Here is a 12,467-nt window from a genome sequence, read left to right on the forward strand (position 1 = left end):
AGTTACTATCCATGCAAACTAACCTGAGCCAGATCCATTAACTCACGATTGGCAACGGCAAACATGGCCAGGTCGGCCTGTGGCGCACTGCGTATTTCGGCCAGCATGCTCTGCCAGCGGGCTACCAGGGCATGGTTATCCATAATCCATTTATCGATGGTTTGCTCAATGGGTACGCCATCCTGCGCCATGGTGATGAGCCCTTCGGATAATTTACGCTGTTGCCAGCTCAACTCGTCCCTGGCGCTGTCCCGTGCCAGAGACTGCCAGTGATTAGTCACTTCCAGTTGCGACAGGGCATTACCATACCAGTTCAGCTCCAGGCGAGAACCTATGGTAAAGAAAGTCCTGATGGCCACCTCCAGGGGAACCCCGGTTTCGTCGGCTACCCTGATCACGGGCAACACACTCAACAGATAACGCTGCCCGGCAACCACCAGAGCCAGCGCCTGTGGAACGCCTTGTGCAACCATACTGTCAACGGCCTTGTCCAACTCTGCCTTTTCTTCTTCACCGAGGGATTCGGTAAAACAGGAGAGGAATTTCTCCACCCTGGGCCCATAATGTTCAACACACTCGGCCGGTATCAGGTCCTGACGCTTCAGGCGGATAAACCAGCGGGTAGTCCGCCTCGCCAGCTTGATCAATGCGCCCATCATCCGGTACTGCAATGCACTGGAAACCTTATGATCCAATTGCTCAATCATCATCCAGTAACGGGAAACATTAAACACATCACGACTGGCACTGAAGGCACGGGCGATCTCGGCCGATGACGCACCCGTGGTCATTTGCAGCCGATAAACAAAGGTAATCCCCATCATATCAATCAGATGATTGGCAATCTGGGTAGAGATAATCTCCTTGCGCAGACGATGTTTTCTGATCTCCTCCGGAAAGCGGTCCACCAGAATCCGGGGAAAGGCACTGTATAATTCCCGGGTAAGATATCGATCATCAATCACTGTCGAGTTCAGTAACGCTTCTTTCAGGTCAGCTTTACTGTATGAAATCAACAGGGACAATTCCGGCCGGGTTAACCCCTGCCCATTAGCGGCCCGTTCGGCCATCGCTTCATTATCTGGCAAAAACTCAATGGTTCTGTCCAGCTTACCCTGCTCCTCAAGGTGCTGCATAAAACGACGATACTCGCCCATTCTTGAGGCAACGTCCGATTCAACCACAGAAATCGCCTGGGTCTGACGGTAGTTATTGGTCAATACCAGGGCGGCCACTTCATCGGTCATGCTTTCCAGCAGCTGGTTTCGCTGTTTAATGGTCATATCGCCATTGGCGACCATATCATTCAGCAGAATCTTGATATTGACCTCGTGATCAGAACAGTCAACGCCACCGGAATTATCGATAAAGTCGGTATTCAAGCCACCGCCCTGCAGCGCATATTCCATACGCCCCAGTTGACTCAGCCCAAGATTCCCCCCTTCCCCGACCACACTGGCCTGAACTTCACAACCATTAATTCTCAGTGGATCATTGGCCTTATCCCCCACGTCGCTGTGGGTTTCGTTCATTGACTTGATGTAGGTACCGATACCGCCATTCCATAACAGATCAACCGGGGCCCGTAACATACAGCGAATCAACTCATTGGGTGGCAGATGACTGGCGGTAATACCAAAGCGTTCCTTCATTTCAGGACTGATGGCGATTGACTTTGCCTGGCGGGAAAAAACGCCCCCGCCCTTAGAAATAAGACTGGTGTCGTAGTCTGCCCAGCTGGAACGAGGCAAATCAAACAGACGACGGCGCTCGGCAAAACTCTGATAAACATCCGGATTGGGATCAACAAAAATATGCAGATGATTGAATGCACCAATTAAAGCAATGGTTTCGGAGCACAACATACCATTGCCAAAAACATCTCCGCCCATATCGCCAATACCAATGGTAGAGATCACATCCTGCTGGACATGTATCCCTTTTTCCCGGAAGTGTCTCTGCACCGAAACCCAGGCACCTCTGGCGGTAATCCCCATCTTCTTGTGGTCATAACCCACACTGCCCCCGGAAGCAAAGGCATCCCCCAGCCAGAAGTTGTAATCCTGTGCAATGCCGTTGGCGATATCGGAAAACGTTGCCGTGCCTTTATCCGCGGCCACCACCAGATAACTGTCACTGTCGTCATACATCACCACGCCATCCGGATGAACCACGTCACCTTCCACCAGGTTATCGGTGATATCCAACAGTCCTCTGATAAAGGTTTTATAACAGCGAATCCCCTCTGCCATTATCGCTTCCCGGCTGCCATCAACCGGTAACTGTTTGGGCACAAAACCGCCTTTGGCACCAACGGGGACAATAAGCGCATTTTTCACCTGCTGGGCCTTGACCAGTCCAAGAATTTCCGTTCTGAAATCTTCCACCCGGTCAGACCAGCGCAAACCGCCTCGGGCCACTTTGCCCCCTCTCAGGTGAACACCTTCGACAATGGGCGAGTAGACAAAAATTTCATACAGTGGCACCGGTTTGGGAATGTCCGGTATCTCCCTTGCCGCCATTTTCAGGGAGATATACCACTTGGCACTGCCTTCGTCATCCTGCTGATAAAAGTTGGTTCGCTGTGTTGCCTTGATCACATCCTGATAACACCGGATAAGCTTGTCTTCACTCAACACTTCCACCTGATCAAGCCCATGGAGAATTTGCTGCTGAATATGCTGCTGGCGAGCAAGCCGCTGGGTTATGGACAGCTTCAGCATGGGGTTGAAGCGAACCTCAAACAACGCCACCAACAACCGGGCAATCTCAATGTTATTGCACAACGTTTCGGCAATATAAGTCTGACTGAAACCGACACGAATCTGCTTCATATAACGGGCATAAGCCCGCAGCATGGCAACCTGCCGCCAACTCAGGCCAGCAGATAATACCAGCCGGTTGAACCGGTCATTTTCCGCCTCCCCGAACCAGATTTTTTCAAACGCTTCCCGGAAGGTAGGACCCACTTTTTGCAGATCAATGGTAATTCGTGAATCGAAACTTAACTGAAAGTCATGGATCCAGATGGTGTCACCGGAAGCGGTGTTAATCAGATAGGGATACTCACCGAGCACACGCAGACCCAGGTTTTCAATAATTGGAATCTGGTCAGCTAACGGCAGAGGCTCGATAAAATGGTACAGCTTCAGGTGAACCAGCCCGGCAGCATCGTCCAGTGACTGGTAAAACCCCATGGCCAGCGGCCGGTCATTGTCCATTTTTTCAAAATGGCGAATATCCGTCACCGCAGACTGGGGCTTGAACGCTTCCTGATAGGCGGCACTGAACCCATCGGAGAACCTTGCCAGCAGTTTATTCCCCCGCACCTCCCCAAAAGTTTCCAGCACCTCTGTCCGGAGGTCATCATTCCAGGATGATCCCGCGAGCATAATCTCCCGGGTAATCACATCCAGATTGTAATCAATCCGCCCTTTCAACTTGAACACGAAATGAACCCTGGCCAGGATCGACTCAGAAAAATAGGTGGTAAACTCGCTGTCTTCTGCCTCCAGTCGGTGACAGAGAATGTTTTCCACCCGCCGACGGAAGCGGGTACTGTAGATATCCCTTGGCACATAGACCAGCGCTGAACAGAATGGCCCGTAGGGATCCTGGCGGATAAAGACTTTTATCTGTTTCCGCTCCTGCATTCGCAGGATTGACATGGCGGTCTGAAAAAGTTCGTCCTGACTGGTCTGAAACAGTTCATCCCTGGGGAAAATCTCCAGTATCTGCACCAGGTCTTTGCCATGATGGCTTTTGGGGTCCAGACCAGAGCGTTGCAGGATTGCCGACACCTTATTACGGATATAGGGAATGGCGTAGGGCGTCTTGCGATACACCGGAGAGGTGTAGAGACCAACAATACGCGCCTCACCCACAATGCGCCCCTGCTCATCAAAGCGTCGCACAGTAATAAAGTCAGGATAGGCTGGCCGGTGAACACTGGAACGGACAGAAGCTTTGGAGAACGAGAGCCGTTCGGTCAGCTCAAACAGATCATGTTCAATAAAGGGTTCCAGTGACAGCTGACCGGGCTGACCTTCATTGACAGGTTTCAACAACCCAAACAGTGACTCCGACGGTCTTCTCAGACGACGACTGCCTTCATGTTCTGTGACAATCAGTTCTTCGTAACCCAGGAAGGTGAAATTATCATCCAGCAGCCATTCCAGAAAGGCCTGAACCTCATCGTCTTTTTTCAGCAAGCCTCCCGGCATAGCCCCCGGCTCTCCGGCCATAGCCGCCAGCCTTTTCACCCGTCCGGTCATTTCACCGAAGTCATCGACAACACGACTGACATCTCTCAGAACCGCATTTAATTGACTCTCCAGCTGGTCCAGTTGACTCTGGTCTTCACAACGGTCAATTTCGAGATAAACAAAGGCCTCCTGGCAAACAAATTCACCCTCACCCCGTTCATCCCCAAACTGCAGGGTCATGTCTGCGGCACGCCGGGAATAGAAGACGCCATTGCGCAATAAATGAATGGTCGAGCCATAATCGTTCAGCTTCATCCTGAGCGAGTCCACCACAAAAGGCATATCCCGATGGAGGATTCGGATGACGGTATGGGTTGAGTGCCAGCCATGCATGTTATATTCCGGATTGATCACCTCAATGCGCGGCTGGCCCGGATTATGGTATTGAATAAACTTCCAGAATGAGTGGGTAGCGCCCAGCAGTTCCTGCCAGTTGCCGGATACCAGATCCTCATGGGTATCCAGTGAGTAATACCGGTAGACAAACTCATGAAAGCTATCCAGCTGCTCTACCGGAATATGGGTAGCCAGATCACTGATCAGTTTATCCAGAGTTTCTTCACGCTCCTGACTATTTAACTGCCCCATCCCTGGCCTCTCCATTTTGAATAGATATCTGTTTAAAAATCCATGTACTAGACCATCGGCCTTGGCAAACCTATATTGAAGGGCGCTGTGGAAAATAAGGCCTTTAAGTAGTTAACCGTAAAGCATTCGACAAGACACAGGGATGGGGCTTATCAATAGCACAAATGACTTGTAGAATTTCAAGACTGAAAAGTGGTGCCATGCACTCTCTTTAAAGACGCAGACAGATTGCCAGGTTGAAAAAAATGTCATCAAGCCACTGTTTTACCCAATTCAGTCAGCTGAAAAACTACCTCTCCAGCACCATCATTGGCCAGGAACATCTGGTTAACCGCCTGTTAATCATCCTGCTGGCTGACGGACACCTGCTGGTTGAAGGTGCGCCCGGCCTGGCCAAGACCAGGGCGGTTAAAGCACTGTCCGATGGCCTGGATGCCGATTTCCACAGAATCCAGTTTACCCCTGACCTGCTGCCTGCCGATGTCACCGGCACCGACATCTATCTGCCGGAAGATGGCAGCTTCCGGTTTCAGCCCGGCCCGATTTTCCACAACCTGATTCTGGCGGACGAGATCAACCGCGCACCGGCCAAAGTTCAGTCTTCATTATTGGAAGCCATGGCCGAGCGGCAGGTCAGTGTTGGCCAGAAAACCTACCCATTGCCTGAGGTCTTTATGGTGATGGCCACCCAGAACCCCATTGAACAGGAAGGCACTTACCCATTGCCGGAGGCCCAGCTGGATCGCTTTATCATGCATGTCCGGGTCGGCTATCCCGGTGTTGACGCAGAGCGGGCCATTCTGAAACTGGCCAGGGGAGAAGCCATGCAGACGCCGGTTGAGCGCCCACAATCCACGCTTACCCAGGAAGAAATTCTGCAGGCCCGCCAGGCAGTGCTGACCGTGCATATGGAGCCATCGGTTGAGGAATACATTGTTCAGTTAATTAATGCCAGCCGCCACCCGGAACGCTACAGCGATCAACTCTCAGGATGGCTGGATTATGGTGCCAGCCCCAGGGGCACCATTGCCCTTGATCGCTGCGCCCGCGCTTATGCCTGGCTGGATGGCCGTGATTATGTCACCCCTGATGATGTTCAGTCGATCGCCCACGACGTGCTGCGCCATCGCCTGCTGCTGACTTTTGAAGCTGAAGCCGAAGGTAAAGATGCAGACCAGATCATCAACCAGCTATTAGACGTAGTTCCCATCGCCTGAACTGATTCACACCTGCATTTAAAGGGCTATTCAAGCCATGAGTGGAGCCTACTGTACATTACAGAGCCTGGTTAATCTGCGGTTGTCGGCCAGGGACCTGCCTTTGTTTCGCCAGGGACGCAGCCAGCGGCAGATGCTGGGTAACTCCCGTTCCCCGTTCAAGGGCCGTGGTATCGACTTTGAAGAAGTCAGGGCCTATCAGTTCGGGGATGATATCCGTTCTATCGACTGGCGGGTCACGGCCCGGAGAATGAAGCCGCACACCAAAGTCTTTCATGAAGAACGAGAGCGGCCGGTGATGATTTTGCTCGACCAGAGCCACGCCATGTTCTTTGGCAGCCAACTGAACTTCAAATCCGTCACTGCGGCGGAAATCTCCGCTCTGATTGCCTGGGCCACCCTTAACCATGGTGACCGGATTGGCGGCGTTATTTTCAATGAACATGAGCTGAATGAAACACGACCAAAGCGTTCCAGAAAAACGCTGATGCACTGGCTTAACCAGACGGAACGGATGAATCGGAAACTCCGCCTTGCCTCCATAGCCAGTATGGATGCGGAACATGGGCTGGCCAGAACCCTCAGGCACACCCGGCGAGTGGCACATCCCGGCACCCAGATATTTCTGATCAGCGATTTCAGCCATGTTAATAAAGAGTCCGAACAGCATCTGGCTCAGCTGGCCCGGCACAATGAACTGATGGCTATCAAAGTGAACGACCCTCTGGAACAGCATCTGCCAGCTCCGGATCAATACCGGATAACCGATGGCATGCATAACCTGTCGGTGAACACCGGCCACCCTCAGCTGCGCCAGCAGTTCCATCAGCAGTATCTGGCGCACCATGAACAGCTGAAGCAGATGCTGGCGCGGTATCGTATCCCGCTGCTGGAGATTAATTGCGCCACACCCACCGCGCTGCAGTTGTTGGGGCTGTATGGTGTCAGGACGAACAACAGGGAGCTGGCTCAGTGAAGAGATATTTGGTGGTTAACGCCTGTTTTGAGCTTACGGCACCTCAGGGGACTTAGTTATGGACCTGCAAAATCCTCTGGACCAACTCCGCCCGAACCATCTCCCGGACCCTGTTGGATTATGGCCACCCGCCATTGGCTGGTGGCTTCTGGCGTTGATTGGTATTGCCCTGATGGTTCTGGTTACCGTCTATAGCTGGCGTCGCTGGCAGAAAAACCGTTATCGCTCAGAGGCACTGCTGCAAGCCAGAAAAATTCACGCTGACTATCAGGCTCATCAGTCGCTGCACAGACTGGCCAATGAATCCAATGAACTGTTAAAACGGGTAGCCTTGCATGCGTTTCCTGCAAACAAGGTTGCCGGGCTGAGCGGGGCTTCCTGGTGCCAGTTCCTGGCGGATACCGGTGATATGCCCGACTTCCTCAACCACAGCGCCTTCAATAACCACCGCTATAACCCGCAGATACCGCTAACGCCAACCCACGGCACTCCTGACGAGATGCCAGCGAACGTGTATAAACTCACCCGGCAATGGATAAAGAAACACCATGCTTGAGCTTGAATGGCCCTGGATACTGATTGCCCTGCCCTTACCTCTGCTGGTTTATCGATGGGTCAAACCAGCCAGCAGTAATAATGATGCCGCGCTGTATACCCCTTTTTATGGCAAGCTGTCGTCCATAGTGGGAGAGCAACGGGCAGAACAGGAAACGCCTTCTGGCAAACGAACCATTCTACCCGGTGTGATCTGGCTACTGCTGCTTATTGCTGCCAGCAAACCGGTCTGGCTGGGAGACCCCGTTGAGATACAAGACAGTGGTCGTGACCTGATGATGGCCGTTGACCTCTCAGGCAGTATGGAGATCAAAGATATGGTGCTCAATGGCCGTCAGGTTGATCGGCTGAGCGCCACCAAAGCGGTGATGAATGACTTTATCCAGCGCCGCCGTGGCGACCGGCTTGGACTTATCCTGTTTGGCACCCAGGCCTATCTGCAAACACCGCTGACCTTTGACCGGGAAACGGTCAAAACACTGATGAATGAGTCGGCTATCGGGATGGCGGGCAACAAGACAGCCATCGGAGATGCCCTGGGTCTTACCGTTAAGCATCTTCGTAAGCGCCCCGAAGACAGTCGGGTGCTTATCTTGCTGACCGATGGTGCCAACACCACCGGAGAAATCTCGCCACTGCAGGCTGCCCAGATTGCCCGGGAAGAAGGCATCAAAATCTACGCTATTGGCCTCGGGGCTGAAGAGATGGTGGAGCGCAGTTTCTTTGGCTCCCGCCGGGTTAATCCATCGGCGGACCTGGACGAGCAAACCTTACAGGAAATGGCAGAACTGACAGGCGGTCAGTATTTCCGGGCCCGTAATATTGAGGAACTGAATAAGATTTACGCACTGCTGGATCAGCTTGAACCTGTCGTTCAGGAAGAAGAGGTGTTTCGCCCCAGCAAGAACCTGTTTTTCTGGCCACTGGGGCTGGCGCTGCTGCTAAGCCTGATCCCGGCAATGATAAAGATCAATTTCCCCAGCGCTCTTAACCACTGGCAAGCTGACAAAGGGAAGGCTCACCATGATTGAATTTTTCTCTTTGTTTATGGATCAATTCCATTTTCTCAGACCACTTTGGCTGCTGATGCTACTGCCCTGCATCACCCTGGTATTCCTGCTCTGGCGACAACATCGGGATCGGGGCAGCTGGTCTAAAGTCATTGCCCCTGCGCTTCTACCCTGGTTATTGGAAGGAGAGCAGCAGAAACCTGATCGCTGGCCGCTGATGCTGGTATTGACTGGCTGGGTGATCACCTCTCTGGCCCTTGCCGGTCCTGCCTGGCAGAAGGAGCCGGTACCCGTCAGTAAACATCAACAGCCCTGGGTGGTTGCCGTTGATCTCTCCTATCACATGTACGCGGCGGATCTTTCCCCCAACCGCCTGACCCGGGTGCGGTTCAAGCTGCAGGATTTGTTCAACCAGCGCAGTGAAGGACTCTCTGCCCTGGTCGCCTACGCTGGCTCTGCCCATACCGTAGCGCCATTGACAGACGATAGTCGTACATTAAACAATCTGACCAAAGCCCTTGGCCCTGACATTATGCCCGTGCAGGGTAACAACCCTGTAGCAGCAGTGCGCCTGGCAAAACAGCTCGTGACTCAGGGCAGCAGTGAGTCCGGCGATATTTTACTGGTCACGGGCTCCATGACCGCAGCACAGGCGGAGCAGATTTCCAGCCTGCTACAGAACAGCGGTATCCGTTTATCCATCCTTGGTACCGGAACGGAACAGGGGGCACCGATTCCCTTGCCTGATGGCGGTTATCTGAAAAATCAACAGGGAGCCATTGTTGTCCCTCAACTGGAGCAGTCCCGTCTGCAGTCACTGGCCCGGGCCAATGGCGGTGGATACCAGACCATGACCGTTGCAGCTACCGACCTGCAAGCCCTCCTGCCAACAGGCAACATCAATCCACTATTCGGTGAACAGATATCAACTGACCGTGAGCTTGATCAGTGGTACGACGCCGGTTACTGGCTGGTATGGCTGCTATTACCTGCTGCCCTGTTGGGCTTTTGCCGTGGGTGGTTAGTACTGATCATGGTCTCCCTGTTGCCGGTCCCCCAGGATGCCATGGCATTGAGCTGGAATGACCTTTGGCTGACACGGGATCAGCAGGGGCAGAAGGCGCTACAGGAGGAGAATCCGGAGCTGGCAGCCAGCCTGTTCAATGATCCGGCCTGGAAAGCGGAAGCTTTATTCCGGAATCAGCAGTTTGAGGAATCTGCAACAACCCTGAACTCTCCTGATGATCAGACGATTGAGCCCATATCGGCTTACAACCGGGGCAATGCACTGGCCAGGGCAGGCAAACTTCAGGAAGCCATTGACGCTTATGACCAGGCAATATCCCAACAACCCGATATGGAGGATGCCAGGTTCAACCGTCATCTGGTTGAACAGTTATTGCAGCAGCAGTCCGATCAATCGCAGCAAAATCAGGGAAACGACAGTCAGCAAAATAGCACCCGACAAGAAAGTGGCCAGGGTGAAAATAGCCAGCAGCAGTCCCGGAGCGATAATAACCAATCCAGAAACAACAACCGGGATGACGCTGCTCCTGAAAATGACCAGACCGGTGAAAACACCAGCGCGCAGGAATCTTCAGCGCAACAGCGCCCACAGAACAACCCACCCGTTGATCAGAACCAGCAGCAAGATCAACAACAAGCCCAATCTGAACCGTCTGAAGATAAGGACAGCACCAGTCCATCGCAACAGTCTGCTCAGGCCGAAAAAAATAAAGTTGATGATAAAGCTCCGGAAACAACGGCCAGTGCTTCGGATGAAGGGGAAGATGAGCAGCCACTTTCTGCCGAACAGCAGGCTATTGAAAGCTGGCTGAGAACCATTCCGGATGACCCGGGTGGTTTATTACGCAGAAAGTTTCTGCATCAGCAACAGTCTCAACAACTATCTCAACAACAGCAAAACAGAACGAAGGAGGCATCATGGTAAATCGAAAGTCATTTTATTTGATGTTGACCGCATTGATCAGTCTTTCGGTTTCCATGATGGCCAATGCCGCATTTACCGCCAGTGTTAACAGAACATCACTGGCCAGCCATGAAACCCTGGAACTCACCCTGCGCACGGATGAAAGTTCCAGTGACGCTCCGGACCTGAAACCCCTGGAGTGGAGTTTTGACATACTGGGCACCCGGCAACAGAACAAGACCAGCATCATTAACGGCAAAAGGGAGTTTACCCGCGACTGGGTGGTTACCTTGGCTCCGAAACAGCAGGGAACGCTGGTGATTCCACCCATCCAACTGGGTGACCGGCAATCTGAAGCGGTTACCATCACCGTCCGCGATAACCGACCCGATGACCCGACAACGGATACCGGCCCAATCCTGATGAACGCCGAGGTCAGCAGTGACAGTATTTATGTCCAGCAGGAGCTGATCTTCACCCTGACCATTCTCTCCAGAGTCCAGCTGTATGATGATAACCGGCTGAGCGCCCTGGATATCAGCGATGCGCTGATTCAGCAGCTGGGGGAAACACGGAAACTGGATACCATTATTGAGGGTATTCGCTACCGGGGATTTGAGTTGAAGTACTCGATTCATCCCCAATCGGTGGGCGAAATAATCATACCATCACTGACCTTTACCGGTGTGGCGGCCGAGCCCCGGGATCCATTTGGCAGTTTCTTTTCCAGTGGTGGCAAACCCGTACTTGCCCGCTCCAGGGAGATACAAATTGAAGTAAAACCCAGACCTGAAAACTACCCTGCGGGTGACACCTGGTTACCCGCGCGAAAGGTAACGATTCAGGAGCAATGGAGTCAGCCACTGGACAGTTTGCAGGTGGGGGATGCCATTACCCGAACCATTACCGTCAATGCCGACGGTCTCAGTGCCGCACAACTGCCACCTATTCTGATGACTCAGCCAAAGGGAGTGAACAGCTACCCGGATAAATCCGGGACAGCAGACCGGGAAACAGCCAATGGCGTTCAAGGGCAGCGCACAGATTCCATAGCCATGATTCCTACCCGCCCCGGAAAAATCACATTGCCCGCGATTGAATACACCTGGTTTGATACAGCAAGTGGCGAGACTAAAACCTCCAGACTGCCTGCAACAGAGATAGAGGTATCCGCCGATCCAAACGCTAATGCCTTAACCGTGACCTCCCCGACCACATTGCCAACAGACAAGCCTGCTGAATGTCCGGATCCTGCGAGAGTCAGCGATACAACACCGCTGGAGCCTGCCAGCATCTGGCAGACACCTGTCTTCTGGCAGTGGTTAACCGCTTTTTTTGCACTGTTATGGCTGGTGACCCTGGGGCTCTGGCGGTTCAAATCCGGTGCCGCAACAAAGTCAGATCAACCCATCACTAACATGGGTGGTCGTCATCAATCCGGGAAACACGCCTCTGAAGCAGAAGCATTCCGGCAACTGGAAGCTGCCTGCCTGCAGAACGATGTTCGGTTGACGTTGAGTGAACTGAAAAACTGGTGTCGCATATATCTTAACAACAACCTTAACAACAACCTTAACAACGAGAACCGGACTTCATTGACCGACTGTCTCAACCAGCTTGGCTCAGAGGAACTGAGCGATATCTGCAACCAACTGACCGCCAGTCTTTATCAAACTCAGGCAGGAGGGGCTGCCACAGCTGCTCAAGAAGAGCAGTTGACAGCATTGCTGGCAGTGTGCAAAAAGCTCAAAGGTACAAAGTCTGGTCGGAAAAAAGATCAGCAGCTCGGTGAGCTGTATCCCGAATAGATCCGCTTAACTTGCTGGGAGCATCCTCTCAGCAAATTCATTTTATGTCATTTTGCCCCTGGCCCAATACGTTCTGCCTAACCGTCTAACAATAAATTGCAATCAGGTATATTTAACA

The 12,467-nt window shown here is 52.7% G+C and carries 7 protein-coding genes; 6 read left to right on the top strand and 1 reads right to left on the bottom strand.

What is annotated here, in order from left to right:
* Positions 1 to 5 precede the first annotated feature (5 nt).
* Positions 6 to 4,853, bottom strand: coding sequence for an NAD-glutamate dehydrogenase (locus ACO6UX_RS14825; RefSeq protein ID WP_422448827.1), 4,848 nt, complete (start codon positions 4,851 to 4,853; stop codon positions 6 to 8).
* 245 nt (positions 4,854 to 5,098) lie between these two features.
* On the opposite strand from ACO6UX_RS14825, the gene ACO6UX_RS14830 reads away from it, so the two are divergent.
* Genes ACO6UX_RS14830 through ACO6UX_RS14855 form a run of 6 tightly spaced genes read left to right on the top strand, consistent with a single transcriptional unit; the run spans position 5,099 to position 12,349 of the window.
* Positions 5,099 to 6,070: an AAA family ATPase gene (locus tag ACO6UX_RS14830; RefSeq protein WP_422448829.1), complete on the top strand. Its 972-nt coding sequence runs from the start codon at positions 5,099 to 5,101 to the stop codon at positions 6,068 to 6,070.
* 37 nt (positions 6,071 to 6,107) lie between these two features.
* Positions 6,108 to 7,046 (top strand): DUF58 domain-containing protein, encoded by a 939-nt coding sequence (locus ACO6UX_RS14835; RefSeq protein WP_422448831.1) that lies wholly within the window; start codon positions 6,108 to 6,110, stop codon positions 7,044 to 7,046.
* A gap of 58 nt (positions 7,047 to 7,104) precedes the next feature.
* On the top strand, positions 7,105 to 7,602 hold the full coding sequence (locus ACO6UX_RS14840; protein ID WP_422448833.1) for a DUF4381 domain-containing protein: 498 nt from the start codon (positions 7,105 to 7,107) through the stop codon (positions 7,600 to 7,602).
* Positions 7,595 to 8,632, top strand: a complete 1,038-nt coding sequence (locus ACO6UX_RS14845; RefSeq protein ID WP_422448835.1) for a vWA domain-containing protein — start codon at positions 7,595 to 7,597, stop codon at positions 8,630 to 8,632. The genes ACO6UX_RS14840 and ACO6UX_RS14845 overlap by 8 nt, the downstream gene beginning before the upstream one ends.
* Complete coding sequence (locus tag ACO6UX_RS14850; protein ID WP_422448837.1) at positions 8,625 to 10,562, top strand: VWA domain-containing protein; 1,938 nt, start codon at positions 8,625 to 8,627, stop codon at positions 10,560 to 10,562. Before ACO6UX_RS14845 ends, ACO6UX_RS14850 begins: the two co-directional genes overlap by 8 nt.
* Positions 10,556 to 12,349, top strand: coding sequence for a BatD family protein (locus ACO6UX_RS14855; protein ID WP_422448839.1), 1,794 nt, complete (start codon positions 10,556 to 10,558; stop codon positions 12,347 to 12,349). The genes ACO6UX_RS14850 and ACO6UX_RS14855 overlap by 7 nt, the downstream gene beginning before the upstream one ends.
* Positions 12,350 to 12,467: the final 118 nt, after the last annotated feature.

Source organism: Endozoicomonas sp. ALB091 (assembly GCF_049310265.1).
In the GTDB taxonomy this organism is placed as follows: domain Bacteria; phylum Pseudomonadota; class Gammaproteobacteria; order Pseudomonadales; family Endozoicomonadaceae; genus Endozoicomonas.

Excerpts from the sequence above, each read along its gene's own strand:
- ACO6UX_RS14845 (WP_422448835.1), top strand. The coding sequence starts at position 7,595 with ATGCTTGAGCTTGAATGGCCCTGGATACTGATTGCCCTGCCCTTACCT.
- ACO6UX_RS14825 (WP_422448827.1), bottom strand. The coding sequence starts at position 4,853 with ATGGGGCAGTTAAATAGTCAGGAGCGTGAAGAAACTCTGGATAAACTG.
- ACO6UX_RS14830 (WP_422448829.1), top strand. The coding sequence starts at position 5,099 with ATGTCATCAAGCCACTGTTTTACCCAATTCAGTCAGCTGAAAAACTAC.
- ACO6UX_RS14840 (WP_422448833.1), top strand. The coding sequence starts at position 7,105 with ATGGACCTGCAAAATCCTCTGGACCAACTCCGCCCGAACCATCTCCCG.
- ACO6UX_RS14835 (WP_422448831.1), top strand. The coding sequence starts at position 6,108 with ATGAGTGGAGCCTACTGTACATTACAGAGCCTGGTTAATCTGCGGTTG.
- ACO6UX_RS14855 (WP_422448839.1), top strand. The coding sequence starts at position 10,556 with ATGGTAAATCGAAAGTCATTTTATTTGATGTTGACCGCATTGATCAGT.
- ACO6UX_RS14850 (WP_422448837.1), top strand. The coding sequence starts at position 8,625 with ATGATTGAATTTTTCTCTTTGTTTATGGATCAATTCCATTTTCTCAGA.